Consider the following 26,811-nt stretch of genomic DNA (forward strand, 5'->3'; position numbering starts at 1 on the left):
TGCTAGCACGGCGCGCCGACCCATCGGGAGCATCGCTGCTACTGGCGCCGGTCGCCGTCGCGGTTATGTGCCTCCATCTGCCCTCGGTCGTGCTGGGCGCGCTGCTGTTGCTGGCGCTGCTGCTCCTGCTGCTGGCGCTGGCGGTCCTGCATCTGCCGCTGCTGTTCCTGCTGGTGGCGCTGCTGCTCCTGCATTGCCCGCTGCTGCTCCTGCTGGTGGCGCTGCTGCTCCTGCATTGCCCGCTGCTGCGCCTGAGCCGCGCGTTGCTGCTGCTCTGCCTGTTGGCGCTGCATGGCCTGCTGGCGTTGCTGTTCCTGCATCTGGCGTTGTTGTTCCTGCACCTGCCGGTGCTGTTCCTGCATCTGGCGCTGCTGTTCCATCTGCTGGCGCTGGGCGGCCTGCGCCTGCCGCTGCTGGGCCTCCTGCGCCTGGCGCTGCTGGGCCTCCTGCATCTGGCGCTGCTGCTCGAAGCGCTGGCGCTGCATCTCCTGCCCCTGCCGCTGCTGCTCGGCCATCTGGCGCTGGCGCTCCACCTGCTGACGCTGCTGCTCGCCGGCCTGGCGCTGCTGGTCCATCTGCTGGCGCTGGGCGTCGTGCGCCTGACGCTGCTGCTCCATCTGCTGGCGCTGCGCGTCCTGAGCCTGGCGCTGCTGCTCCATCTGCTGGCGCTGGGCCTCGTGCGCCTGGCGCTGGCGGCCTTCCTGCATCTGGCGCTGCTGGGCGTCCTGGGCCTGGCGCTGTTGCGCCTCCTGCATCTGGCGTTGCTGCTCGAAGCGCTGGCGCTGCATGTCTTGCGACTGGCGCGCCGGATCGGGGCGATCCTGCCCGTCTGCCCACTGGCGTTGCTGCGCGCGCTGCTGTTCCTGCTGGCGACGTTCCATCGCTTCCTGCTGCTGGCGCTGCAGTTCGCGCGCCTGCTGCTGTTCGCGGCCCGGCTGGCCTTGCCATTGGCGCTGCTGTTCCTGCTGGCGGCGCTCCATCGCCTCCTGCTGCTGGCGCTGCTGCTCGCGCGCCTGCTGCTGTTCGCGCTGCATGGCCTGCGCCTGGCGTTGCGCATCGGGCTGGCCGGCAAAGCCGCGCCCGTCGTCGGGACGCGAGCCCTGCCCACGGCCATTGCCACGCCAGCCGTCCGGACCCTGAGCCGGGTCCGGGCGACCGCCGCGCGGCTGCTGCTCGCGCGCGGCCAGCGCTGCCTGGCTCATGCGCACGTCCGGCATGGGCTGCACCTCGCGCCCCGGGCGCCCGGGGCGTCCCGGCCGTGGCTCAGAGCTGCCGCGCCACACCGGACCCGCCCCCGGGACGACACCGCCCTCGCGGGCGAAGCGCCGGGCCAGGTCATCGGTGGCCGGCCGTCCCGGTGGATGCGCCGCAATCGCCTGGCGCTCGAAGCCCGGGCGCGCCTGCGGCGGCAGCTGCCGCACCGGCGCGGCGCCGACCAGGCTGTTCTTGACCGGCGCCACCGGCGGACCGCCGCGTGCCTCGCCGGCCGGCAGGTTGCGCCATTCGGCCCGGTGCATGCCGCGCACCGGGCGTCCCTCGACGAAATTGCGCGCCGGCATGCCGGTGATCGCGCCAGGCACGTTGCGGTTGGCATAAGGCGCGGGCCGCCCGCGGTCGCCCATCACGAAGTTGTTGACGGTGACGCGGTTGATGCGCGCGACATAGCTGGGACTGGCGCGGTACGCCGGCCGATAGGCGTCGCGCGGGCCCAGCGGGTACCACGCCACGCCGGGACCGCCGCCCACGCGCACGCTGCTCCAGCTTGGGCCGCCGCCACCGACAAAGGCGACCACCGCCGGCGCGTAGCACGGCCGCACGCGCGGGCCGGGCACCCAGCCCCAGCGCGTGCCCACATAGGCCCAGCGCCCGTAGTGCGAGGGGGCGAAGCCCCATGGGGCATCGTCGATCCAGGTCCAGCCCCACGGCGCGATCCACGCCCAGTGGCCGACGCTGTAGGGTGCCCAGCCCACGCTGACGACGCGCGGGAACCAGACCGCGCCATAGGCGGGTTCTTCCTGCCAGTCGCCGTAGTCGTCCAGCGCCGCGTAGCCAGGCATTTCGCGCGGCAGGTAGCGCGCCGACGGCGACGCGTCTTCGCGCGCGTCGCGTGCCGCGGTCCAGCGGTCGAAGCTGTCTTCGGCAACAGGGCCGCCGCCGGCGTCGGCCAGGTCGGTGCCGGCAAAGCGCATGCGGTCGCCGCGCTGCAGTTCGATCGAGCGGCTGTCGCCGTAGACCACGGCGCTGCCATGCCGCATCGTCACCGTGGTGGTGCTGCCGTCTGGCGCCACGTCGAGCCGGTAGTCGCCCGGCTCGCGCGGCACGAAGGCCAGGTTGGGGGTATCGATCTCGACGGTCTGGTCCTGCGGCAGCGCGCGCACGCGCACCTGCAGCGTGCCCTGCGTCAGCTTGACCTGCGTCGTGTCGTCGTCCAGGTTCAGGATGCTGGCCGCGGTGGCGCCGCCCATGCGCATGGCGACGGTACCGGCATGCAGCTCGGCGCGGCCGCCGGCGTCCATCCACAGCCGGTCGCCGGTAGTGACCGGGCGGTTCAGGCCAGTGGCGGCCCACTGGTCCGAGCCTGCCGGCGCGAAGCTCAGGTTGCCTTCGACCGCGGTCAGCGTGGCAATGCGGGCGGACGGGTCGGCCTGCGCGACCGGGGCGTCGGCCATGGGCGCGTCCAGGTAGGGCTGGCCGGGTGCCGGCACCTGGGCCAGTGCAGCAGCAGCCACGGCCAGGGCCGCCGCGGCGGCGAGCGCGGTCAGGGCAAGCCGGCGCGGGCCGGCGAGCGAACGGGTACCACCAGGTTGGACGGATTCGGACATGATTTCAGGTCGGGACAAGACACTCCGGATGCGGCGCGGGCCCACCGATCGGAGGGCGATCGGCGAAGCCAATGGCAATGCGCCATCCTATTGCCACCATACATTGCCGGGAAGCCGGGCAGCATGGCCCGCGCGGCGGACTTTGTAAGCGCGTATTTCGCCATGTGGCATGACAGCCCGCGCCGTTTCGGGGTGCGAGGCAGGCAGCGGGCGGGCCGGCGGGCAGCCGGCGATGCGCGGCCGCACGCCGGCCGTCAAAGGTGGAAACAACTATTGCCGAAGCGGCCCATGCCGGGTGGTTGGCGGCGGCATCAGCCGCCTTGCTGCTGGCGCAGCAGTTCGGTCAACTTGTCAGCCGGCATCGGCCGCCCGTACAGGTAGCCCTGGGCCTCGTAGCAGTCGTTGGCCAGCAGGAAGTCGCGCTGCTCGGTGGTCTCGACGCCCTCGGCGACCACGCCGATGTGCAGGCTTTTGCCCACGTTGATCACCGAGCGCACGATCGCGGCGTCGACCGGGTCCTGGGTGACATTGCGGATAAAGGACTGGTCGATCTTGAGCCGGTCCACCGGGAACGACTTGAGGAAGCTCAGCGACGCATAGCCGGTGCCGAAATCGTCGCAGGTCAGCGTCACCCCGTCGCGGCGCAGCGCCTGCAACTGGTCCGAGACCTCGTCGCCCTGTTGCAGCGCGATGGTCTCGGTAATCTCGATCTCCAGGCACTCCGGCGCCAGCTCCAGCGCGCGCAGCACGTGGCGCACCTCGGTCAGAAGGCGGCTTTCGGACAACTGCGCGGCAAACAGGTTGATGGCCACGCGCGGCGGCTGCGGAAACGCCAGCGACCACGAGCGCGCCTGCGCGCATGCGGTCTGCAGCAGCCACATGCCGACGTCGCTGGCGATGCTGCTGGCGGCCAATGCGTCGATGAACAGCCCCGGCACGATCAGGCCCCGGGTCGGATGGCGCCAGCGCATCAGCGCCTCTGCGCCACGGATGCGGCCGTCACGCAGGTCGACCTGCGGCTGGTACAGCAGCTCGAACTGGCGCTGCGCGTAGGCTTCGTGCAGGGCCTGGACCAGCGACAGGCGCGCGGTCACGTCCGAGCGCATCTGCGGCTTGAAGAAGCGGATGGTGCGGCCGCCGTCGTGCTTGGCACGTGCCAGCGCCAGGCTGGCGGCGGCGAGGACGTCAGAGCCCAGTTCGCCGGCGGCGGGGATCACGCAGGCGCCGATGCTGGCCAGCACATGGTGGCGGCGCCCGCCGTGCTCATGCGGGGAAGACAGCATTGACAGGATCGCCGCGCCGACATGCCGGACCAGCGTGGGATCGGAAATGGAAGGCAGCAGCACGCCGAACTCATCGCTGCCAACGCGGCCGATGACGGCATCGCGCGGCGATGCGTCGCGCAGGCGCCGGGCCACGCGCTGCAGGATGACGTCGCCCTCGGCATGCCCGTGCATATCGTTGAAGGCGCGGAAATCGTCGATGCCGATCAGCAGCAATGCGCAGCGGGGCACCGCCTCTGCCTGCAGGCGCGCCTCCAGCCGCTTCAGAAACCCCTGGCGATTGTCAACGCCGGTCAGCGGATCGAGATCCGAGCCTGGCGAGGCGCCAGCCGCCTTCGCCCCGGACTTGGCCACCATCCCTGCCCCATCTGTAATTGTCGACATTGTTACCCGCTAGCAATTTAGCAAGTGTGACGAAAACTTGGAAAAAATCAAGAAGTTCCCGCCGGCAGCCGTAAGCCCAATGCGGCGATGCAACGCTGGCGAGCCTGCGGTGCTGTTGCGCGTTGAATCGGCTTCCGGCTTACAGTACCCTACCGCGCACCAGGGCCGTGCCGGCCGCCACGCCGCCGGAGATCCGCCCTGGACGCGGCGATGCGAGCAGCGGCCGCCCCGGGCAGTCTTGCGCCCCATCGCCACTGCGCCTCCTGAACAAGAACATGACCGGGACCTTCACCGTGAACGCTTGGACCATCCGCACCCGCATCCTGGCCAGCTTTTCCATGATCCTGCTGGTCATGGCCCTGATGGGCGTGGTCGCCTATACGCGAATGAACGCGATCGAGCGCGAAACCGCGCTGATGCTGCATGACGCCCTGCCGGGGCTGAACTACAGCACCGGAATCCGCGGAGTCTGGGGCGAACGCTACGTGCTTGCCTGGCAGACCATCAATGCCTCGAACGACGCCGAGCGCCGCGGTTTCCAGGATCAGGGCAAGGACGCGGCGGCGCGCCTGGACAAGCTCGAGCAGCAGTACGAGTCCTCGATCACGCGCAGCGACGACCGCGTCGCGTTCCAGGCTTACCGCGACCTGCGCGCCCAGTATGAACAGGCCGCGCAGGTGCTGGCCCAGTCCGGCGACTGGAACGGCGCGGCCGCGGTCGCGGCGCTGCGCGGCACCGTGCACGATCGTTGGATCGCCGCGCGCAAGGCGGCCCAGCACCTGGTCGACGACAACAGCGCCGTCGGTTCACGCGCCGCGCGCGGCATCGACGACGCCGTCAACGCCGCCAAGACCGGCATCGAGGCCGCGCTGATCGCCGCGCTGGTGGTTGCCCTGGTGTGCGGCTACCTGTTGCTGCGCGCGATCACCGTGCCGATGCAGTCGATCGTCGGCCTGCTCGCCGGCATCCGCGGCGGCGACCTGCGCCTGCGCATGGCGCTGCGCCGCAAGGACGAGTTCCAGGAGGTCGAGGAAGGCTTTAACCAGATGACCGGCGAACTGACCTCGCTGGTGGGCCAGGCGCAGCGCACCGCGATCCAGGTCACCACCTCGGTCAACGAGATCGCCGCCACCGCGCGCCAGCAGCAGGCCACCGCCACCGAGACCGCCGCCACCACCACGCAGATCGGCGCCACCTCGCGCGAGATCTCGGCCACCGCGCGCGACCTGGTGCGCACCATCCATGAGGTATCCAGCGCTGCCGAGCAGGCCGCCGGGCTGGCCGGCACCGGACAGGTGGGCCTGTCGCGCATGGAAGGCACCATGCAGCAGGTGATGGACGCCGCCGGCTCGGTCAACGGCAAGCTCGCCACGCTGAACGAGAAGGCCGGCAATATCAACCAGGTGGTGACCACCATCGCCAAGGTGGCCGACCAGACCAACCTGCTGTCGCTCAATGCCGCGATCGAAGCCGAGAAGGCCGGCGAGTACGGCCGCGGCTTCTCGGTGGTGGCCACCGAGATCCGCCGCCTGGCCGACCAGACCGCGGTGGCCACCTATGACATCGAGCAGATGGTGCGCGAGATCCAGTCGGCCGTTGCCGCCGGCGTGATGGGCATGGACAAGTTCTCGGAGGAAGTGCGCCGCGGCATGTCGGAGGTGACGCAGGTGGGCGACCAGCTGTCGCAGATCATCGCGCAGGTGCAATCGCTGGCGCCGCGCGTGGTGATGGTCAGCGAAGGCATGCAGGCCCAGGCCGGCGGCGCCGAGCAGATCAACCAGGCGCTGATGCAGTTGTCGGAAGCCGCCCAGCAGACGGTCGAATCGCTGCGCCAGTCAGGCCAGGCCATCGACGAGCTGACGCTGGTCGCCAACGACCTGCGCAGCGGCGTCTCGCGCTTCAAGGTCTAGGCGGCAGCGTCGGACGGGCACGCCGCCTTTGCCATGCCGCCTTTGCCATGCTCCGCCCCGTGACCATGAAGCTCTTCCTGCTGTTCCGCCTTGGCGCTGACCACTACGCCCTGGATGCAGCCGAGGTCGCCGAGGTGCTGCCGCTGACGCGCCTGAAGCAGGTCCCCGGCGCGCCCGCGTGGGTGGCCGGCGTGATGGAGCGCCGCGGCCAGCCGGTGCCGGTGATAGACCTGCCCGCGCTGGCGACCGGCGTGCCGGCGGCGCTGCGCACCAGCACGCGCACGGTGCTGGTCCACTACCGCCATGGCGGCACCGCCGCGCCGCGGCTGCTCGGCCTGCGGCTTGAGTCGGCCACGCAGATGCTGCGCTGCCCGGCCGAATCCTTCGTCGATGGCGGCATCGCGGGCGCCAGCCCACGCTACCTGGGGCCGGTGCGCCATGACGCGCGCGGCCTGGTGCAGTGGGTGCGCATCGACGCCCTGCTGCCGGACGAAATCCATGCGATGCTGTTCGCCGATCCGTCGGGAGAGCTCGCATGAGCACTGCCACGCACATCGAAGCCCTGCTCAAGGCCCGCATCGGCCTGGACGCCAATGCCATCGGCAGCGGCGCGGTGGAGCGCGCAGTGCGCGAGCGCAGCCAGGCGGTGCACGCGGCGGACACGCAGGCGTACTGGAGCCTGCTGCACGGTACCGCGGGCGAGTTCCAGGCCCTGATCGAGGCAGTGGTGGTGCCCGAAACGTGGTTCTTCCGGCATCGCGAGGCGCTGCTGGCGCTGGGCTGCCTTGCTGCCGAGCGCGCCCTTGCCAGCGGCACGCGCACGCTGCGCGTGCTGAGCCTGCCCTGCTCCACCGGCGAAGAGCCCTATTCGATCGCCATGGCACTGCTCGATGCCGGCGTCCCGGCGGCGCGCTTCCGCATCGACGCCGTCGACATCAGCGCCCGCGCGCTGGCGCGCGCGCACCATGGCGAGTACGGCGCCAACGCCTTCCGCGGCGGCCCGCTGGATTTCCGCGACCGCTATTTCACGACCGGCCCCGCCGGCTACGCGCTGGACCCGCGTGTGCGTGCACAGGTGCGGCTGCTGCAGGGCAACCTGATCGACCCCGGCCTGCTCGCCGGCGAACCTCCCTATGACTTCGTGTTCTGCCGCAACCTGCTGATCTATTTCGATGCGTCCGACCAGCGGCGCGCCGTGCAGACGCTGGCGCGGCTGACAATGGCCGACGGCCTGCTTTTCGTCGGCCCGGCCGAGGCCAGCCTGCTGAGCACGCAGGGGCTGGTGCCGGTCGGCTTGCCGCTGACCTTTGCTTTCCGCAAACCCTCGCCGCGCGCCGCGCCGGCCGCCGTCGCGCATCCGCCGCAGCTGGCAAGGATGGCTGCGCCGCCGCGCCAGCCACGCTCGCCGGTGCCGCCCAGGCCGGTGCCCGCGCGGCCAGCCGCGGCGGCCGGCGCACCGGCCGCCTCGGTCATGACCGGCAATGCGCCTACCGCCGAACTGGCCCGTATCGCCGGCATGGCCGACCGCGGTGAACTGGAGGCCGCCGCCGCCTGCTGCCAGGCACTGCTCGACCGCATCGGCACCGATGCCGGCGCCGCCGGCGCCTGGTGCATGCTGGGGGTGCTGCACGATGCCGCCGGACGCACCGCGCAGGCGCACGCCGCCTACCGCAAGGCGCTGTACCTGGATCCGGCGCACCAGGAGACCCTCTACCACCTGGCCGCGCTGCTCGACACCGAAGGCGACCATGACGGCGCCATGCGCCTGCGCCAGCGCGCGCAACGCCACCCCCGCAAGCACCATGGCTGAACCGCAAGGCATCTACCGCAGAACCGCCGCGGCCACCATGGCAGTGGACGATTGCTGGCGCCGCATCGGCGTGCGCGGCGACGGCTCCTGCCCGGCACTGGTCCAGCATGCGCACTGCCGCAACTGTCCGACCTACGCGCAAGCCGCGGCCATGCTGCTGGATGCGCAGCAGCTGGACCAGCTTGACGATGCACTGCCCGACGCGGCAACCGTCGCCGTGGGAACAGACGATCCGTTGGCGGGACACGGCACGGCGCTGTCGTGCCTGGTCTTCCGCATCGGCGAAGAATGGCTGGCGCTGCCGACCGCGGCACTGGGCGAAGTCACCGCGCCGGGTCCGGTGCATTCGCTGCCGCACCGGCGCGATGCCGCCGTGCTGGGCCTGGCGGCCGTGCGCGGCAACCTGCTGGTGTGCCTGTCGCTGGCACGGCTGTTCGGCGCTGGCAGCGCCATGCCAGCCACCGGCAAGGCCGGCAAGGAGGACAGGGCCGCAGGCAGCCGCTTCCTGATCCTCGGGCAGGGCCGCGCCGCGCTCGCGCTGCCGGTGGACGAGGTTTCCGGCGTGGTGCGCGTACCCGGGTCCGCGCTGCAGCCGCTGCCGGCCACGCTGGGCCGCGCCTCGGCACGGTACACGCAGGCGCTGTTCCTGGACCAGGGCCGCAGCATCGGCCTGCTCGACGCGGCTCCGCTGCGCCAGGCACTGGCACGGAGCCTGGCATGAATCCCGAACAATTGCGCGACGCCTCGCTGCTCGAGTTGTTCGCGCTCGAGGCCGAATCGCAGGCCGAGATCCTCAACGCCGGGCTGCTGGCGCTCGAGCGCAACCCGGCCGCGGCCGAGCACCTGGAGGCGTGCATGCGCGCGGCGCATTCGCTCAAGGGCGCGGCACGCATCGTGGGACTCGATGCGGCCGTGCGCCTGGCGCACGCGATGGAAGACTGCCTGGTCGCCGCGCAAGGCGGCATGCCGCTCGCGGCCGCGCATATCGACGCGCTGCTGCAAGGCACCGACCTGCTGCTGCACATCGGCCATCCGCGCGGAGGCGACCCGGGCTGGGCCGACGGTGCTGGCCGCGCCGAGATCGACGCGATCGTGCAGCGGCTGGGCATGCTGGATGGCGGCCTGGCCTTGCCGCCCGTCGCGGCCGCGCCAGGCGCGCGCTCAAGGACAGGGCCGCCAGACGATGCGCCCGCTGTACCGCCAGCGCCAGCCGCACCCATCCCACAGCCCCAGGCGCCGGTGCCAGAGCCAGCCGTCCCCGGCGAGCCGCAGGAGCGCATGCTGCGCGTCAACGCCGATACCCTCGACCAATTGCTCGCCCTGTCCGGCGAGGCCATGGTCGAATCGCACTGGCTGCGGCCATTCGGCCAGGCGCTGCAGAAGGCCAGGCGCCAGCAGGCGCGCGCGCTGCGCGCCGCCGATGCGCTGCAGGATGCGCTGCGCGACGCACTCGGAGACAACGCCGGCGCACGCACGGCGCTGGCCGAGTTGCGCCAGATGCTCGACGACGGCCATGGCGAACTGTCGCGGCGGGCCGACGAATTCGACGAGTACGACCACCGCGCCACGCGCCTTGCGCGCCGGCTCTATGACAGCGCGCTGGGCTCCCGCATGCGCCCGCTCGCGGATGGCCTGACCGGCTACGCGCGCATGGTCCGCGACCTGGGGCGCACGCTCGGCAAGCCGGTGCATCTGGAGCTGGTCGGCGCCGGCACGCAGGTCGACCGCGACATCCTGGAAGCGCTCGACGCCCCGCTCGCTCACTTGCTGCGCAACGCGGTGGACCACGGCATCGAGCCGCCCGCGGTGCGCCAGGCTGCGGGCAAGCCCGCCGAAGGCCGGGTCACGCTGCAGGCCCGCCACAACGCCGGCAGGCTGGTGATCGAGATATCTGACGACGGCGGGGGCGTCGACGTGGACGCGCTGCGGCGCGCGATCGTGCGCCGCAACCTGGCTTCGGAAGAGACGGCGGCGCGGCTGTCGCAGGCGGAGTTGCTAGATTTCCTGCTCCTGCCCGGCTTCAGCATGCGCGACACAGTGTCGGAAGTGTCCGGCCGCGGCGTGGGCCTGGACGCGGTGCAGGAGATGGTGCGGCGCGTGCACGGCAGCCTGTGCCTGACGCAGCAGCCGGGCCAGGGTCTGCATTTCCAGCTCGAGCTGCCGCTGACGCTGTCGGTCGTGCGCACGCTGCTGGTTGAGGTCGCGGGCGAGGCCTATGCCTTTCCGCTCGGGCGCGTGCTGCGCGCTGCCGCGATCGGGCGCGCTCAGATCGAGCAGACCGAAGGCCATCAGCATTTCCGGCATGAAGGCCGTGCCATCGGCCTGGTCAGCGCGGCGCAAGTGATGCAGCGCGCGGAGACCATTGCGCATGAGCGCGATGACGTGCAGGTGATCATCATTGGCGAGGGCGAGCGTACCTACGGCATCGCGGTCGACCGCATGCTGGGCGAGCGGCTGCTGGTGGTACAGCCCCTGCCTGCCGCGCTGGGCAAGGTAAAGGACATCGCCGCCGGCAGCCTGACCGACGACGGCATGCCGGTACTGATCTTCGACGTGGAAGACCTGCTGCGCTCGGTCGAGAAGCTGGTCTCCGAAGGCCGCATTGAAGGCGTGCGCCACGCCGCCGAAGCCGGCCTGCAAGCGCGCGCGCGGCGCGTGCTGGTGATCGACGACTCGCTCACAGTGCGCGAACTGCAGCGCAAGCTGCTGGCCGGGCGCGGCTACGATGTCGCGGTGGCGGTCGACGGCATGGATGGCTGGAACGTGCTGCGTGCCGAGCCTTTCGACCTGGTCATCACCGATATCGACATGCCGCGCATGGACGGTATCGAACTGGTGCGCAGGATCCGCCATGACGCCGCGCTGCGCCAGCTACCGGTGATGGTGGTGTCGTACAAGGACCGCGAACAGGACCGCCAGCGCGGCCTGGAAGCAGGGGCGGACTATTATCTGGCGAAGGGCAGTTTCCACGATGCCGCGCTGCTCGACGCGGTACAGGACCTGATCGGCGAGGCACGCTCATGAAAATCGGCATCGTCAACGACTCTCCGCTCGCGGTCGCGGCGCTGCGCCGTGCCATCGCGCTGGATCCCGCCTTCGAGATCGCCTGGATCGCCGCCGATGGCCAACAGGCAGTGCAGATGGCCGCGGCCCGCACGCCGGACCTGATCCTGATGGACCTGCTGATGCCGGTAATGGACGGCGTCGAAGCCACGCGCCGGATCATGGCCGCCACGCCCTGCGCGATCGTGGTGGTCACCATGGATCTCGGCCGCAATGCCGCGGGGGTGTTCGACGCGATGGGTTACGGCGCCATCGACGCGGTCGATACGCCCACGCTGACGGAAGCCGATGCGCGGCTCGCCGCCGGCCCGCTGCTGCGCAAGATGCGCAATATCGGCCAGTTGCTGGCTGGCCGCGCGATCCCGCAGCATAAGCTGCAAGCCGCGCGGCGCGCCGTCGCCGCGCCGCGCCTGGTGGCGCTGGGCGCCTCCGCCGGCGGTCCGGCCGCGCTGGCGGCGCTGCTGGGCGCGCTCCCGGCCGACTTCGGCGCGGCGGTGGTGGCTGTACAGCACGTCGACGAGGCCTTCGCCGCCGGCATGGCCGACTGGCTCGACGGCCAGTGCGCGCTGCCGGTGCGCATCGCCCGCGCCGGCGACACGCCGCAGGCCGGCACGGTGTTGCTGGCCGGCACCAATGACCACCTGCGCCTGGCCGGCCCGACGCGCATGGTCTATACCGAACAGCCGACCGACTACTTGTACCGGCCCTCCATCGACGTTTTCTTTGAAAGCGTGGTCGAACACTGGCGCGGCGATGTGGTCGGCGTGCTGCTGACCGGCATGGGACGTGACGGCGCAGTCGGCCTGAAAGCGATGCGCGACCGCGGCTTCCTGACGATCGCACAGGACCGCGCCACCAGCGCCGTGTACGGCATGCCGAAGGCGGCGGCGGCGCTCGGCGCGGCGGCCGAGATCCTGCCGCTGGGCCGCATCGCGCCACGGCTGGTGCAGGCGTGCGGCCGCAGCGGCCCGGCCGCGCCGCTGCCATGAAACTGCCAGAACACTTCCCGGGCTCATCCCGGGCGAACAACATCCCAGGATGACAGCATGAACTCCCAACGACCTGCCCTCGCCGCCAATGCATCGGACTACCCGGTCATGGTGCTGCTTGTGGACGACCAGGCCATGGTCGGCGAAGCGGTACGCCGTGCGCTATCCACCGAGTCCGACATCGATTTCCACTATTGCTCGCAGCCCGACGAAGCCGTCGCCGTGGCGCAGCGCACCCGGCCCACAGTGATCCTGCAGGACCTGGTCATGCCGGGTCTCGACGGCCTGACACTGGTCCGCCAGTACCGCGATAACGCCGCCACGCGCGATATCCCGATCATCGTGCTGTCGACCAAGGAAGAGGCCTCGATGAAAAGCGCGGCCTTCGCCGCCGGCGCCAATGACTACCTGGTCAAGCTGCCCGACAGCATCGAGCTGATCGCGCGTGTCCGCTACCACTCGCGTTCGTACCTGAACCTGCTGCAGCGCGACGAAGCTTACCGCGCGCTGCGGCAAAGCCAGCAGCAGTTGCTCGAGACCAACCTGGAACTGCAGCGCCTGACCAACTCGGACGGCCTCACCGGGCTGTCCAACCGCCGCTACTTCGACGAATACCTCGGCGCGGAATGGCGCCGCGCGCAGCGCGAGCAGACGCAACTGGCGCTGGTGATGATCGATGTCGACGCCTTCAAGGCCTACAACGACACCTACGGCCACGTCGCCGGCGACGACGTGCTGCGCCGCGTGGCCGCCGTGCTCAGGGAAAACTGCACGCGAGCATCGGACCTGCCCGCGCGCTTCGGCGGCGAAGAGTTCGCGATGGTGCTCCCGGGAACCTCGCCCGGCGGCGTGCGTCTGCTGGCCGAGAAAGTGCGGCGCGCGGTGCAGGACCTTGCCATTGCGCACAGCGGCTCGCCCACCGGCGGTTGCGTGACCGTCAGCATCGGCGGCGCGCTGCTGGTGCCGCAGGCCGGCGAGCCGTCGAGCCGGCTGGTGGAAGTCGCCGATGCGGGGCTGTACCAGGCCAAGCGCAACGGGCGCAACCAGGTCATGATGTCGCTGCCTCAGGGATGAGCCCGATCGCGCCAAAACCTTTGCCATGACGGCGTCAATGGCGGCGACACGCCGGTTGCAACAACCGGTTACACAGTAATTGCCGCTGGCCCGCACAAGCCGGCGCGTCGGGCCGGCCGCCGCCAACCTATACCCGGTCACGCTTACGGTATTTCGGACGCATTGTGGACATTGTGTCTGTGGGATTCCTCCGACAGGGAATTCGGAGCCGCGCGCCTGTCTCCTGCCTGCCTTCATACCTATCGTTCCATCACGGCAGCTGCATCCATGGCACGCGCGCTCGCCGCGCCTGCACCATGCAGAACGCCAACTGGCCACGCTACCGGCAACCCCGTCGCACTGCATGGGCCAGCTCGTCTCTGATTCCAACGGTAAGAGGTGACCCATGTTCCGATCCAAGACCAGTCTTATCCTCGGCCTCGTGCTGGCCGCAACGGCAGTCCTGTCCGCCTGTGGCGGCGGCGATGACGGCATCGACGATCGCGTCGGCCTGAGCAAGCCGACCATCCGTGCGATCCATGCGATCACCGGCGGCCCCAACGTCGACATCCTGCAGAACGGCGCGCTGACCAGCTTCACCAACAAGGCGTACAAGTTTGTCTCAACTTACTTCAACGTTGAAACCGGCAACCAGCTGATCTCGTTCAACGTTGCCGGCACGCAGACCGAACTCGGCCGCGCGACCGTGGTGGCCGCCACCGGCCACAAGTACACCGTGGTCGCCCTGCCAGGCGCGACCGCTGCCGATGTGCTGCTGATCGACGATCCGTTCGAAAAGGGCCTGCTGTCGAACAAGGCGCGCGTGCGCACGCTGAACGCTTCATTCAATGCGCAGAACGTCGACATCTACCTGACCATGCCGGCGATCGATATCAATTCGGTCGGCCCGAACTTCAGCAACGTAGGATACAAGCAGGCATCGCCGGCTTCCGGGTCCGATTCGGTCGACATGGACGGCGGCACCTACCGCCTGCGTATTACCACGGCGGGCACCAAGACCGTGATCTTTGATTCGGGCGCGCTGACGCTGGACAACAACGCCGACTGGCTGATCACCACCATTCCGAGCGACGGCATCGGCGCGACCGTGCCGAACAAGATCAAGGTGCTGGTGGCACGCGGCAACGACGAATCGCAGGCCGGCCTTGAGCTGGTATCGCAATAAGCCGCAATAACGCGGCAAGCATGAGCCTGCCCGTGCCATGCGCACGGGTATGCGCCGCAGGCCGGTCCCTGGACGACCGGCCTGTTTTTCTTTCGGGCGACATTCAGCGGCCAAACCTGTACGCTGTCGGCGTGGGACGCGCGTGGCATGAATGTCCGTCGCGGCATTTGGACGCGCCGCTCCCCGCACACAGCTTTTGGGGGATTGCGACATGGCTATCCAGCTCAATCACACCATCGTGTTTTCCGTTGACAAGAAGGTCTCCGCCGACTTTCTCTGCGAGATCCTCGGGCGGCCAGCGGCAGTGCCGTTCGGGCCATTTCTCGGCGTCCGCCTCGACAACGGTGTCACGCTGGATTTCATGGACGCCGAAGGCGATGTTGCCCTGCAGCACTATGCCTTCCTGGTCAGCGACGCCGAGTTCGACCAGAGCTTTGCCCGCATCCGCGAGCGCAACCTGATGTACTGGGCCGACCCCTACCGCCGCCGGCCAGAACAAGTCAGCACTGACGATGGCGGCCGCCGGATCTATTTTGAAGATCCGAGCAAGCATTTCCTGGAAATCTTTACGAAGGAATGACGAGCAGAAGGGCTCGCCGGTCAGCCGGGCTCGCCCTCGTCCGGCGCCAGCTCCGCCTTCAGCACCGCAAGGTGCGAGATGTACTGCTCCAGTTCGGCACGCCCGCGCTCCGTGATGCAGTACACGCGGCCGCTGCCTTCGACCAGCTCGGCGGTAATGGCACGCGCCATCATCAGGCTGCGCAGCACCGGCCGCAGCGAGCGGATGTTCTTGTCGATGCCCCGTTCGCGCAGGCGTTCGACCAGGCTCAGCACCGTCGAAGGACTCGACTGTACGAGCTTGAGGACGTAGACACGTGAAAAAAAGCGGTCAAGGGTTGGCGGTTTCATGGGCGCTGTGGGCGCACCCGATGGTGCGGGAATCCTGATCATCATGCGCAGCCATGACTGCTGCCGCAGTCGGGCACTCTCTTGTCGTGATGGCGGGCAGTGCGGCCCGAGCCAAAGAAAACGGGGTGCGCAGAGGCACCCCGAAACGCTTGCGTTGTCATGCGCCGCCTGGGGTGGACCGTTCCGACGGCGCATTCCCGGGAACACGCGCGGCGCTATTCTTCCTGGAACGCCTCTTCGCGCTTGGCCTTGATCGACGGCAGGGCCACCACCGCCACCAGTGCGGCAGCCGCGATCAGCAGGCCGACCGACAGCGGGCGCGTCACGAACACGGTGAAGTCACCACGCGACAGCAGCAGCGAGCGCCGGAAGTTCTCTTCCATCATCGGCCCCAGCACGAAGCCCAGCAGCAGCGGCGCGGGCTCGCACTTGAGCTTCAGGAACAGGTAGCCGATGATGCCGAAGCCGGCAGCCATGAACACATCGAAGGTCTGGTTGTTGACCGAGTAGACGCCGATGCAGCAGAACGTCAGGATGGCCGGGTACAGGAAGCGATACGGCACGGTCAGCAGCTTGACCCAGATACCGATCATCGGCAGGTTCAGGATGATCAGCATCAGGTTGCCGATCCACATCGAGGCGATCAGGCCCCAGAACAGCGCCGGGTTGCTGGTCATCACCTGCGGGCCGGGCTGGATATTGTGGATCGTCATCGCGCCGACCATCAGCGCCATCACCGCGTTGGGTGGAATGCCCAGCGTCAGCAGCGGGATGAACGAGGTCTGCGCCGCGGCATTGTTGGCCGATTCCGGACCGGCCACGCCTTCGATCGCGCCCTTGCCGAACTCGTGCGCAAACTTGGAAGTCTTCTTCTCCAGCGAATAGGCCGCGAACGATGCCAGCGCCGCGCCGCCGCCGGGCAGGATGCCCAGCGCCGAACCCAGCGCCGTGCCGCGCAGCACCGCGGGAATCATGCGCTTGAAGTCGTCCTTGGTCGGGAACAGGTTGGTAACCCTGTTGGTGAAGGTCTCGCGCGCTTCCTTCTGCTCCAGGTTGGCGATGATTTCGGCAAAGCCGAACATGCCCATGGCCAGTGCGACGAAATCGATACCATCTGTCAACTCCGGAACGTCGAACGAGAAGCGTGCGGCGCCCGAATTCACGTCGGTACCGATCAGCCCCAGCAGCAGGCCCAGCACGATCATCGAGATCGCCTTTGGCAGCGAACCCGACGCCAGCACCACGGCACCGATCAGGCCCAGCACCATCAGCGAGAAGTATTCGGCGGGACCGAACTTGAACGCGATTTCCGACAGCGGCGTGGCAAACGCGGCCAGAATCAGCGTAGCCACGCAGCCGGCGAAGAACGAGCCCAGGCCCGCGGTGGCCAGCGCCACCCCGGCCCGCCCGCGCCGCGCCATCTGGTAGCCGTCGATGGTTGTCACCACCGAGGACGATTCACCCGGCAGGTTCACCAGGATGGCGGTCGTAGAACCGCCGTACTGCGCGCCGTAGTAGATGCCGGCCAGCATGATCAGCGCGGCCACCGGCGGCAGCGTATAGGTGATCGGCAGCAGCATGGCGATGGTGGCCAGCGGCCCCAGCCCCGGCAGCACGCCGATCAGCGTGCCCAGCACGCAGCCGAGGAAGGCATAGGCCAGGTTCTGCAGCGACAGGGCCGTGGAAAAGCCCAGTGCAAGATGGTCAAACAGTTCCATGGTGTGCGACTCCTTAGCTACCCAGGAAAGCCGGCCACACCGGCATCTGCAGGTTGATGCCGTAGACGAAGGCACCGAGGCTGATCAGCACCAGCACTACGCCGTTGAGCAACGCGCCCTTCCAGCTGAATTCATGGCTCGCCATCGACGACACCAGCACCAGCACGAACACCGACAGCACCATGCCGAGCGGCTTGAGCAGCAGGCCGAACAGCACTACCGAACCCAGGATCCACAGCAGGGTCTTCAGGTCCCAGCGGGCAAGGTGGTCCTCCTCGCCCTTGGACGAGAGCGAGCCCAGCAGCACTACCACGCCCAGCACGGCGAGCACCAGGCCCAGCAGGAAGGGGAAATATCCGGGTCCCATCTTCGCCGCCGTTCCCATGGAATAGCCGCGTGCGACCCAGGAAAAGCCCAGACCGACCAGGATAAACATCAGGCCGGAGGCAAAGTCCTTTTGGCTGCGTATGCGCAAAACGATTCTCCTCAAAGTTCATGAAATGCAAGGCCGGGGCGAGCGCTGGCTCTGGCGCAACGCGGCATGCCAATGGCATGGTTTCCGACGGTTGGATCGAACCTTAAAGAGGTGATCTTTCAGGGGGCTTTCATTTGTCCTGGCTTACGGGTATTTACCAACAGGCCTTGAAACAAGGGGTTTTTGATGGATGGTGCGCGAGTCAATACATCATGCAGTGATGTATTGACTCGCATTAATTCTGATGTGGGAATGGCTTGTGGGCGCAGGCGGATTGGGAGCTTTCAGCCTGGCGAATAAGACGGCGCGCGCTTGCATCAGGGCAAGACGCGGCCGTCAAGACGCGCCTGCGTGTGCCGGCGCGTGTGCTGGGAGGGAGTGCCAGCGATTGCAGGATGACAGGTTGATCTTTCGAATGGCTTTCAGCAAGCGTCAGCAGGTGGCGTGGTATGGCAAAGTCGCCGACGCAATCACGTTCCGCTCCAGCAATCAGCTTCCCGCCGAAGCCGGCAATCACGCCACTTCAAATATGCAACCTGCATAGCCCCTGCCGCCATCGCTTGCTTCAGGCTTCGTCTGGCAGGATGGTTTCGCCACAAGTGTCGACGGCAGCGCGGGCCCGAAACGGCCCCCGGGGCGCCGGTACGCCGGGAAGTAGCCGTCCAGTTCATCCAGCGTGGATTTGTCTCCGCCGGACAGTGCCACATAGCACTCAGGATCCACTACCACGCGCTGCGTCCTGTACACATGCGTGTCGGGCGAGAAACCTAGCTTGAATTCATGCAGAGAATCGTTCGCAGAACCCAGCCCGCCGCCCAGGTGCAGGCACTTCATGCGGTTAAGCTGGCCCCATTCGCGCGCAGCATGGATGACCGTCTTTGACGGCTGGCGATGACGGTATTCCCAGTCCCAGCCTGCGAGGTGGTATTGCATGATGCCCGACTCGCGCGACACGGTGAACAATGCCCCGCCGATGACGTCGCCGTCCTCTTCGGCCACGAACAGCAGCAGGTCGCTGCCGAGGGATCGCACCAGGGTCCCATAGTATTGCGCGTCGAAGAAGTAATACGCCGACGCATTTAACCGCGTCATGGTTTCGTTGTAGAGCCGGATAAACCGCGGCAGCATTGCGCAGTCAGTGTCTAGCCGTGCAGTGACGCCAGCGCGACGGGCGCGGTTAATGCCACGCTTGTGGCGCGCCTGGGTTTCCTGCCACAGCCGCTCCGGGCTCTTCGTGAGGTCGATCGAGACGGTGGACCCTTGCTCGACCACCACCCCGAAGCGGCTCTGCCAGTCCGCATTTAGCAATGGGTGCATGCGGATAAACCACGACACGCAGCCTTCACGGCGCAGCAGCGCCAGCGCGGCGCCAAGTGCCTCGTCGGCGAACCCGGCCGGTGCGCCGTGGCTCACTACCGGTCCTCCGTAACCGTAGGCCGAGGTGGCGTCCCAACTGTCATTGGCGAGCGGCCGGCGCACGATCGGAACCAGCAAGTCGCAGGATCCGTCGGTGACATGGACAGCAGCCGCGCTGCCACGCTCACTGCGCTCTGCTGCGACGTACCAGCCTGGCGTGTGATGGCAGTCGTGGTGACAGCGTGCCAGCGTTTCCCGCCACGCTGGCGTGTCTGGTTGAAGCAGGATCGATTGCATTGATGATTCCATATCAGACGTGCCAATGCGCTCAGCGCCGGGGCATTGGTCTCGCTAGCATCAGCCTGCGGACCGAGGCGCCGCGACGCGCTTTCGATAGGTGAATGACTGGAATGAGCGGAAAGTAGTGCCGTTCACGTGGACGAGGCCACCAACTCGGCGGCACCCACATCGAGGGCACCACTCACGCCGGCGCGAGAACTAGGCCACGATCATTCTTGCCAGGACGCAGAACGTGATCGCGCACACCGCTCACGGTGCGGATCAGCCGCGTGGAGGACGCGGCAGGCGTGGCAGGTCGGGGCCGGGCAGTGGCCCGCCGGCGTATTGCGGCCGGCTGGCACTACCTGCACAGGCCGCGAGAACTAGCGGGGAGGGCGATAACAGCTGCTCGACAGGATCGGAGCCGGTCTGCTCCGACGGCTCCGCGGCTTCGGAAGGTGGCATGGGATGGCCGGCGTCGTCGCGCTCTGCAAACTCGGCCTCGGCGGCCTTGGCCGTGGCATCCGCCGACACGGTGTGCGCGACCGCGTTCGCCCAGCCTTGGAGAGGCAGGAAGGCCAGCATCAGGATCAGCAGAAGAAGCCGGATGGTGCGCACGTAAAGACAGTTTGTCGATATGGGTCCGGGAAATTCTACAGCGCGCGGCACCGGGGGGTTCACGTCCATGTGGTCAACCGCACATGGACCAGCGATATCGCGATGACATGGCGTAGACGCCCCCTGAGGCGTGTGCGGACGACAACGGGCCGCAGCCCTGCATTTCTACCTGAATGAGTTATTCCGGTGCGACGGTCGCCGCAGCATAGTCGGCGCGGGCCGGCGCCTCCCGTAGGCGATGCGCCTTGCTGGCGCCTCACGGATCGGCCCCATAGAGGCTGCGTGCGCCGCCCGGCAGTTTTCTCTCCCGCAAGTCAGTCCGGCAGCAAACGCCGCGTACCGGCGTACGCGCGCGCTCTCAGTCGCGGGACCTTCGAGGGGTAGGGTCATGTTTGTCGGTTTCCAGCCCCCCACTGCATGATCGCCGCAGTCGCGGTAAGCTTGCGTTTTCGCCGACGGCCGCGGCCGCGGGATTTTCCGCATGTCCGCGGCTGCGGCCTTGCCCTTCACCCAACGAACGCCACCAAGGAGAACACGCATGTACCAGGATCTCGCCCTCTATATCGACGGTGAATTCATCAAGGGAGGCGACAGGCGCGAGCAGGACGTCATCAACCCGGCCACCGAGGAAGTGCTGGGCAAGCTGCCGCACGCGACGCGCGCCGACCTGGACCGCGCGCTCGCCGCCGCGCAGCGCGCGTTCGAAAGCTGGAAGAAGTCCTCGCCGCTGGAGCGTGGCAAGATCCTGCGCCGCGTAGGCGAGCTGGCCCGCGAGCGCGCCAAGGACATCGGCCGCAATATCACGCTGGATCAGGGCAAGCCGCTGGCCGAAGCCATCGGCGAAATCATGGTCTGCGCCGAGCATGCCGACTGGCACGCCGAGGAATGCCGCCGCATCTACGGCCGCGTGATCCCGCCGCGCCAGCCCAATGTGCGGCAGATCGTCGTGCGCGAGCCGATCGGGGTCTGCGCCGCGTTCACGCCGTGGAACTTCCCGTTCAACCAGGCGATCCGCAAGATCGTCGCCGCGGTGGGCGCGGGCTGCACGCTGATCCTGAAGGGTCCGGAGGACTCGCCCAGCGCGGTGGTGGCGCTGGCCCAGCTGTTCCATGATGCCGGCCTGCCGCCCGGGGTGCTGAACATCGTCTGGGGCGTCCCCGGCGAAGTCTCGACCTACCTGATCGAATCGCCGATCGTGCGCAAGATCTCCTTTACCGGCTCGGTGCCGGTGGGCAAGCAGCTGGCCGCGCTGGCCGGCGCGCACATGAAGCGCGTGACCATGGAGCTGGGCGGCCATTCGCCGGTGCTGGTGTTCGACGACGCCGACATCGAGCCCGCCGCCGAGATGCTGGCGCGCTTCAAGCTGCGCAATGCCGGCCAGGTGTGCGTGTCGCCGACGCGCTTCTACGTCCAGGAAAAGGCCTATGACAAGTTCCTGGCGCGCTTCACCGAGGTGATCGGCTCGATCAAGGTCGGCAACGGCCTGGACGACGGCACCCAGATGGGCCCGCTGGCGCATGAGCGCCGCGTGCTGTCGATGGAGCAGTTCCTGGACGATGCCAGCCAGCGCGGCGGCAAGGTGGTGGCCGGCGGCTCGCGCATCAGCGCCCTCGGCAACGACAAAGGCTATTTCTTCGCGCCGACCGTGGTGACCGACCTGCCCGACGATTCGCGCCTGATGACCGACGAGCCGTTCGGCCCGGTTGCGCCGGTCACGCGCTTCAAGGACACCGCCGAAGTGCTGCGCCGCGCCAACAGCCTGCCCTTCGGCCTGGCCTCGTATGTGTTCACCAACTCGCTCAAGACCGCGACGGAAGTTTCCAACGGGCTGGAAGCGGGCATGGTCAACATCAACCACTTCGGCATGGCGCTGGCCGAAACGCCATTCGGCGGCATCAAGGACTCGGGCATCGGCAGCGAGGGTGGCCTGGAGACGTTCGATGGCTACCTGGTGACCAAGTTCATCACCCAGGTCTGAAGCCGGTGGCCAGTGACTGAGGCGGCCTGCCGCCGGCCCCTCCCGGAGCCGGCGGCGCCCTCCCCGTCAGCGGAAGAAGATGCCGCGCGTCAGGAACGTATAGTTCGCTTCTTCCGCCATCAGCCAGACCAGTATCAGCAGGCACAGCGGCGGGACCAGGATGGCGCAGATCAGCGCCATGCGTTCCCATGCCATATGCATGAACACCGCCACGATCAGCCCCGCCTTCAGCGCCATGAACACCAGGATCAGCGTCCAGCGCAGGTATCCGGTGACATGGAAATAGTCGACCAGGTAGGACAGCGTCGACAGCACGAACAGCAACAGCCAGATCTTCAGGTACAGCCCGATGGGATGCTGCTGGCCGCTATGCGCGCCGGCATGCTCGGGCTCGTGCGCGGCCGGCGGCGTGGGCGTCGTTGGGGTTGCGGGGGATGCGGGAGTCGATGCCATGGCAGCCCTCACCAGAGATAGAACAACGCAAAGATAAACACCCAGACCAGGTCAACGAAGTGCCAGTACAACCCGGCGATCTCGACGATCTGGTAGTTGCCGGTGGCTTCGTAGCGCCCGCGCAGCACGCGCGTGGCGACCACCAGCAGGTAGATCACGCCGCACGACACGTGCAGCCCGTGGAAGCCGGTGATCATGAAGAAGGTCGAGCCGAACTGCGCCGCGCCCATCGGGTTGCTCCAGGGGCGCACGCCCTCGTCGACGATCAGCTTGGTCCATTCGAATGCCTGCATGCCGACGAAGAGCATGCCGAACAACGCCGTCACCAGCATCAGCAGCGCGCATTCCCGGCGCGCGCGCCGGTAGGCAAAGTTGACGGCCATCGCCATGGTGCCGCTGCTGGTGATCAGAACGAAGGTCATGATGGCGATCAGCAGCAGCGGGATATCGGCGCCGCCCACGTGCAGCGCGAATACCTCGCTGGGATTCGGCCACGGCACTGTGGTCGCCATGCGCACCGACATATAGCCGGTCAGGAAGCAGCTGAAGACAAAGGTGTCGGACAGCAGGAAGATCCACATCATGGTCTTGCCCCACGACACCTTGAAGGCCTGCTGGTCCGAGGACCAGTCCGCCAGCAGGCCGCGCAGCCCGCCCGACGGCGGCGGTGCCGCGGGCGGCGTGGCCGAGGGTGAAGACAGTTGCGTTGACATGCCGCTCTCCTCCTCTTCTGCGTGCGCGCCCTAGGCCGTGCCGCAGAGATAGCGCACCAGCTCGGGCGTGAGCCAGCCCAGCGCTGCCAGCAACACCGCCCACACGGCGAGCAGGAAATGCCAGTAGCGCGCGCACAGCCGCATGCGCAGCGCGACGCGGTCGCCGCTGCCGCGCGCTGCCACCGCGAAGCCCCATCCTGCCAGGCCACCCAGCACGTGCAGGCCATGCATGGCAGTCAGCAGGTAGAAGAAGCTGCCTGCCGGATTGCCGGCAGGCATGACCTGCATCGCGCCCAGCGCCTGCCAGGCCCACAGCTGCGAGACCACGAAGGCGGCAGCCCCCAGGCCGCCCAGCCGCAGCGCCAGCCGCGCCACTCCCATGCTGCCGCGGCGCGCCGCGCGCGACGCCGCCTCCATCGCCACGCTGCCCGCGGCCAGCAGCGCCGTCGACAGCCATACCTGCCACGGCAGCGCGATGCGGTGCCAGTCCGGGCTGTCCATGCGCAGCGCATAGGCGGTCAGGAACAGCGCGAACAGCGACGTGACCACGCCCATGAACACCCACAGGCCGATGCTTGCCGGCGACCGCCGCTGCGGGTGGCGGTGCGCGGCATTCTCGCCGGAGGGATTGCCGCCGAAGTCGTCGCGGCTGACCTTGTAGACGGCGTCGGCGTTCATGCTACGGCTCCGCGGCTGGCGTGGGGTTCAGGCTCCGATCCGCCTTCTTCGGGCGGCGCGTTCTGCGCGATGAAGTCCTCGCGCGCGCCCGGCACGCTGTAGGCGTAGGCCCAGCGGTACACCACCGGCAGGTGCGGGCCCCAGTTGCCGTGCACGGGCGGCGTCTGCGGCGTCTGCCATTCCAGCGAGGCCGCGCGCCACGGGTTGCCGTCGGCCTTCTGGCCACGGCGCAGGCTCCACACCAGGTTATAGACAAAGAGCAGCTGCGCCGTGGCGACCACGAACGCCGCCACCGAGATGTACATGTTCATCACATGCGCGGACTCGGGGATGAAGGCGTAGTTCTCCCACGCGTAGTAGCGCCGCGGCATGCCCAGCACCCCGAGATAGTGCATCGGGAAGAAGATGGCGTAGGTGCCGATGAAGGTGATCCAGAAATGCACGCGGCCCATGGTGTCGTCGAGCATGCGGCCCGTCACCTTGGGATACCAGTGGTAGATGCCGCCGAACACCACCAGGATCGGCGACACGCCCATCACCATGTGGAAGTGCGCCACCACGAAATACGTGTTCGACAGCGGGATATCCACGCTGACATTGCCCAGGAACAGTCCGGTCAGCCCGCCGATGACAAAGGTGCTGATAAACGCGATCGCGAACAGCATCGGCACCGAGAAATGGATGTCGCCGCGCCATAGCGTGATGACCCAGTTGTAGACCTTGATCGCCGTGGGCACGGCGATGATCAGCGTGGTGGTGGCAAAGAAGAAGCCGAAGTAGGGGTTCATGCCGCTGACGAACATATGGTGCGCCCACACCACCACCGACAGCACGCCGATCGCCAGGATCGCCCACACCATGGTGCGATAGCCGAAGATGCTCTTGCGCGCATGCACGCTGACCAGGTCGGAGACGATGCCGAAGGCCGGCAGCGCGACGATATACACCTCGGGGTGGCCGAAGAACCAGAACAGGTGCTGGAACAGCAGCGGGCTGCCGCCCTTGTAGGTGAGCTGCTGCCCCATCGACACCATCGCGGGCATGAAGAAGCTGGTGCCCAGGGTCTTGTCCAGCAGCATCATCACCGCCGATACGAACAGCGCGGGGAATGCCAGCAGCGCAAGGATGGTGGCCATGAAGATGCCCCACACCGACAGCGGCATCCGCAGCAGCGTCATGCCCTCGGTGCGCGCCTGCAGCACCGTGGTGACGTAGTTCAGGCCGCCCATCGTCGCCGCGACGATGAAGATCGCCAGCGACACCAGCATCAGGATGATGCCCCAGTCATGCCCCGGGGTGCCGGGCAGGATGGCCTGCGGCGGGTACAGTGTCCAGCCCGCACCGGTGGGCCCGCCCGGCACGAAGAAGCTGGCCAGCAGCACGATCACCGACAGCAGGTAGACCCAGAAGCTGAGCATGTTGAGGAAGGGGAACACCATGTCCCGCGCCCCCACCATCAGCGGGATCAGGTAGTTGCCGAAGCCGCCGAGGAACAGCGCCGTCAGCAGGTAGATCACCATGATCATGCCGTGCATGGTGACGAACTGGTAATAGCGGTTGACGTCGATAAACTCGAAGCGCCCCGGGAAACCCAGCTGCATCCGCATCAGGTTGGACAACGCCACGCCCACCAGCCCGACCACGATCGCCACGATGGTGTACTGCACGGCGATCACCTTGTGGTCCTGGCTCCAGACGTAGCGGGTCCAGAAGCTCTGCGGCGCGTGATGGGCGGCATCGTCGGCGTAAGCCATGCGGGTCTCCTCACTTGCGTGGCGGCGCGGGCGCCGCGCCGGGTGGCACGGCCACCGCGGTCGAGGTCGTATAGGTGCCCGAGGCAGCGCCAGGGGCTGGCGCGGGCGCGGCCGTGCCGGCTGTTGCGGTCGTGGCGGCGCTGGTGGCGGCAGCGGGCGCGCCTGGCGCCGCGGCCTCCGGTGCAGGCGCGCCGGTCCCTGCCGACTTGATATATGCGATCAGCGCAGCGGTCTCGTCCTCGCTCATCGGCAGCTTGGGCATCACCGGGCCGAAGCCCTTCACCAGGCGCGCGTGCGGGTCGTTGATCTCCTTGTGCAGGAAGGCATCGTCGACCGCCGCGCTGCTGCCGTCGGCAAAGGTTTCGGTCTTGCCGTACAGGCCCTTCCACGTCGGGCCCACGCTGGGATTGCCGTCGATGCTGTGGCACGCGGTGCAGCCCTTGCTTTGCGCCAGCGCGCGGCCCTTTTCCACCATGCCGGCGTCGCCGGCGGCGCCCGGCGCTGCAGCGGCCATGGCCGCCGGCGGGGCCGCCGCCTTCGCCAGGGCCATGGCAAAGGTCTGCTGCTTCGCCAGCCAGGCTTCGTACGCGGCGGGTTCATCCACCACCACGATGCCGCGCATGTTGTAGTGCCCCACGCCGCACAGCTGCGCGCACAGGATTTCAAAGCGTCCCGTTTGCGTCGGCGTGAACCAGAACGACGTCACCATGCCCGGCACCATGTTCATGCGCGCGCGGAACTGCGGCACGTAGAAGTCATGCAGCACGTCCTTGGAGCGCAGCAGCACTTTCACCGGCTTGTTCAGCGGCAGGTGTACCTCGGGCCCCACGATGACAATGTTGTCCTGTCCGCGCGGGTCGTCCGGGTCAAGGCCCAGCGGATTGGAACCGGTGATGAAGCGCGGGTCGGAGGCACCCAGCTCGCCGCTCTTGCCGGGAAAGCGAAACGCCCACGACCATTGCTGGCCAACCACCTCCAGCACCATCGCCTCGCGCGGCGGGCGCACATAGTCGGCGTAGACGAGCAGGCCCGGCGCCAGCAACGCCACCACGCCAAGGGTAGTGCCCCCGATCAGCCACCACTCGAGCTTGCGGTTTTCAGGCTCGTAGGCGGCGCGGTGGCCGGTGCCGCCATTGGGATGCGGCGCATTGTGCCGGTAGCGCCAGATGATGTAGCCGAGGAAGAGGTTGATGACGACGAAAAATATCCCGGTGATGACGAGGGTAATGGTCAGCGTGTCGTCCATCTGCTTCCAGTTGGACGCCAGCGGGGTCGCCCACCACGGGCTCAGGAAATGGAAGAGCACCGAAGCGACGACGATGACGACGAGTGCAATGGCCAACGCCATAACCACCCTCCTCCTCGCGCGCGGCGAGGGAT

At 68.0% G+C, this 26,811-nt stretch carries 22 protein-coding genes; 10 read left to right on the forward strand and 12 right to left on the reverse strand.

Features of this window, described 5'->3' with window-relative positions; translation table 11 throughout:
- Positions 1 to 38: 38 nt before the first annotated feature.
- On the reverse strand, positions 39 to 2,822 hold the full coding sequence (locus K309_RS0116740) for a DUF6600 domain-containing protein (protein ID WP_029047515.1): 2,784 nt from the start codon (positions 2,820 to 2,822) through the stop codon (positions 39 to 41).
- Positions 2,823 to 3,133: 311 nt separating this feature from the next.
- Positions 3,134 to 4,462, reverse strand: a complete 1,329-nt coding sequence (locus tag K309_RS0116745; protein ID WP_029047516.1) for a putative bifunctional diguanylate cyclase/phosphodiesterase — start codon at positions 4,460 to 4,462, stop codon at positions 3,134 to 3,136.
- A gap of 302 nt (positions 4,463 to 4,764) precedes the next feature.
- Between K309_RS0116745 and K309_RS0116750 the strand changes: the two genes are divergently transcribed.
- The 9 genes from K309_RS0116750 to K309_RS0116790 all read left to right on the forward strand — a co-directional run bounded on the left by K309_RS0116750 (position 4,765) and on the right by K309_RS0116790 (position 15,080).
- Positions 4,765 to 6,399 (forward strand): methyl-accepting chemotaxis protein, encoded by a 1,635-nt coding sequence (locus K309_RS0116750; protein ID WP_304413085.1) that lies wholly within the window; start codon positions 4,765 to 4,767, stop codon positions 6,397 to 6,399.
- Positions 6,400 to 6,464: 65 nt separating this feature from the next.
- Complete coding sequence (locus K309_RS0116755; protein WP_029047518.1) at positions 6,465 to 6,938, forward strand: chemotaxis protein CheW; 474 nt, start codon at positions 6,465 to 6,467, stop codon at positions 6,936 to 6,938.
- On the forward strand, positions 6,935 to 8,209 hold the full coding sequence (locus K309_RS0116760; RefSeq protein WP_029047519.1) for a CheR family methyltransferase: 1,275 nt from the start codon (positions 6,935 to 6,937) through the stop codon (positions 8,207 to 8,209). Before K309_RS0116755 ends, K309_RS0116760 begins: the two co-directional genes overlap by 4 nt.
- Complete coding sequence (locus tag K309_RS0116765) at positions 8,202 to 8,930, forward strand: chemotaxis protein CheW (RefSeq protein ID WP_029047520.1); 729 nt, start codon at positions 8,202 to 8,204, stop codon at positions 8,928 to 8,930. Before K309_RS0116760 ends, K309_RS0116765 begins: the two co-directional genes overlap by 8 nt.
- A complete protein-coding gene (locus K309_RS0116770; protein ID WP_029047521.1) occupies positions 8,927 to 11,233 on the forward strand; it encodes a hybrid sensor histidine kinase/response regulator in 2,307 nt (768 codons plus the stop codon). The genes K309_RS0116765 and K309_RS0116770 overlap by 4 nt, the downstream gene beginning before the upstream one ends.
- Entirely contained in the window at positions 11,230 to 12,261 is a 1,032-nt protein-coding gene (locus tag K309_RS0116775) for a chemotaxis response regulator protein-glutamate methylesterase (protein WP_029047522.1), read from the forward strand. The genes K309_RS0116770 and K309_RS0116775 overlap by 4 nt, the downstream gene beginning before the upstream one ends.
- Positions 12,262 to 12,318: 57 nt before the next feature.
- The gene (locus tag K309_RS0116780; RefSeq protein WP_029047523.1) at positions 12,319 to 13,335 is read left to right on the forward strand and encodes a response regulator; all 1,017 of its coding nucleotides are present in this window, start codon (positions 12,319 to 12,321) and stop codon (positions 13,333 to 13,335) included.
- A gap of 385 nt (positions 13,336 to 13,720) precedes the next feature.
- Entirely contained in the window at positions 13,721 to 14,500 is a 780-nt protein-coding gene (locus K309_RS0116785) for a DUF4397 domain-containing protein (RefSeq protein WP_029047524.1), read from the forward strand.
- A gap of 211 nt (positions 14,501 to 14,711) precedes the next feature.
- Entirely contained in the window at positions 14,712 to 15,080 is a 369-nt protein-coding gene (locus K309_RS0116790) for a VOC family protein (RefSeq protein ID WP_029047525.1), read from the forward strand.
- Positions 15,081 to 15,100: 20 nt separating this feature from the next.
- Here K309_RS0116790 and K309_RS0116795 read toward each other — a convergent pair whose 3' ends face one another.
- The 5 genes from K309_RS0116795 to K309_RS0116815 all read right to left on the reverse strand — a co-directional run bounded on the left by K309_RS0116795 (position 15,101) and on the right by K309_RS0116815 (position 19,924).
- Positions 15,101 to 15,409, reverse strand: coding sequence for a helix-turn-helix transcriptional regulator (locus K309_RS0116795; RefSeq protein WP_029047526.1), 309 nt, complete (start codon positions 15,407 to 15,409; stop codon positions 15,101 to 15,103).
- A 215-nt stretch (positions 15,410 to 15,624) separates the two neighbouring features.
- The gene (locus K309_RS0116800; protein ID WP_029047527.1) at positions 15,625 to 17,127 is read right to left on the reverse strand and encodes a tripartite tricarboxylate transporter permease; all 1,503 of its coding nucleotides are present in this window, start codon (positions 17,125 to 17,127) and stop codon (positions 15,625 to 15,627) included.
- A gap of 13 nt (positions 17,128 to 17,140) precedes the next feature.
- On the reverse strand, positions 17,141 to 17,602 hold the full coding sequence (locus K309_RS0116805; RefSeq protein WP_029047528.1) for a tripartite tricarboxylate transporter TctB family protein: 462 nt from the start codon (positions 17,600 to 17,602) through the stop codon (positions 17,141 to 17,143).
- Between the two features lie 513 nt (positions 17,603 to 18,115).
- Complete coding sequence (locus K309_RS36695; protein WP_084402456.1) at positions 18,116 to 19,255, reverse strand: GNAT family N-acetyltransferase; 1,140 nt, start codon at positions 19,253 to 19,255, stop codon at positions 18,116 to 18,118.
- A 264-nt stretch (positions 19,256 to 19,519) separates the two neighbouring features.
- Complete coding sequence (locus tag K309_RS0116815) at positions 19,520 to 19,924, reverse strand: hypothetical protein (RefSeq protein WP_232232408.1); 405 nt, start codon at positions 19,922 to 19,924, stop codon at positions 19,520 to 19,522.
- 469 nt (positions 19,925 to 20,393) lie between these two features.
- Between K309_RS0116815 and K309_RS0116820 the strand changes: the two genes are divergently transcribed.
- The gene (locus K309_RS0116820; RefSeq protein ID WP_029047530.1) at positions 20,394 to 21,833 is read left to right on the forward strand and encodes an NAD-dependent succinate-semialdehyde dehydrogenase; all 1,440 of its coding nucleotides are present in this window, start codon (positions 20,394 to 20,396) and stop codon (positions 21,831 to 21,833) included.
- A 66-nt stretch (positions 21,834 to 21,899) separates the two neighbouring features.
- On the opposite strand, the gene K309_RS0116825 is transcribed toward K309_RS0116820, so the two are convergent.
- From K309_RS0116825 to K309_RS0116845, 5 genes are read right to left on the reverse strand one after another with little or no spacing between them, the layout of a single operon-like run.
- On the reverse strand, positions 21,900 to 22,286 hold the full coding sequence (locus K309_RS0116825) for a cytochrome C oxidase subunit IV family protein (protein WP_029047531.1): 387 nt from the start codon (positions 22,284 to 22,286) through the stop codon (positions 21,900 to 21,902).
- A gap of 8 nt (positions 22,287 to 22,294) precedes the next feature.
- Positions 22,295 to 22,999 carry a heme-copper oxidase subunit III family protein gene (locus K309_RS0116830; protein WP_029047532.1) on the reverse strand — a complete coding sequence of 235 codons (705 nt, stop codon included), beginning with the start codon at positions 22,997 to 22,999 and terminating at the stop codon, positions 22,295 to 22,297.
- Between the two features lie 30 nt (positions 23,000 to 23,029).
- Positions 23,030 to 23,677, reverse strand: coding sequence for a cytochrome c oxidase subunit 3 family protein (locus K309_RS0116835; RefSeq protein ID WP_029047533.1), 648 nt, complete (start codon positions 23,675 to 23,677; stop codon positions 23,030 to 23,032).
- A complete protein-coding gene (gene ctaD / locus K309_RS0116840; RefSeq protein WP_029047534.1) occupies positions 23,674 to 25,431 on the reverse strand; it encodes a cytochrome c oxidase subunit I in 1,758 nt (585 codons plus the stop codon). The genes K309_RS0116835 and ctaD overlap by 4 nt, the downstream gene beginning before the upstream one ends.
- 10 nt (positions 25,432 to 25,441) lie before the next feature.
- On the reverse strand, positions 25,442 to 26,779 hold the full coding sequence (locus tag K309_RS0116845) for a cytochrome c oxidase subunit II (RefSeq protein ID WP_029047535.1): 1,338 nt from the start codon (positions 26,777 to 26,779) through the stop codon (positions 25,442 to 25,444).
- Positions 26,780 to 26,811: the final 32 nt, after the last annotated feature.

The sequence above is a fragment of the Cupriavidus phytohabitans genome (assembly GCF_000426345.1).
Classification (GTDB): Bacteria; Pseudomonadota; Gammaproteobacteria; order Burkholderiales; family Burkholderiaceae; genus Cupriavidus.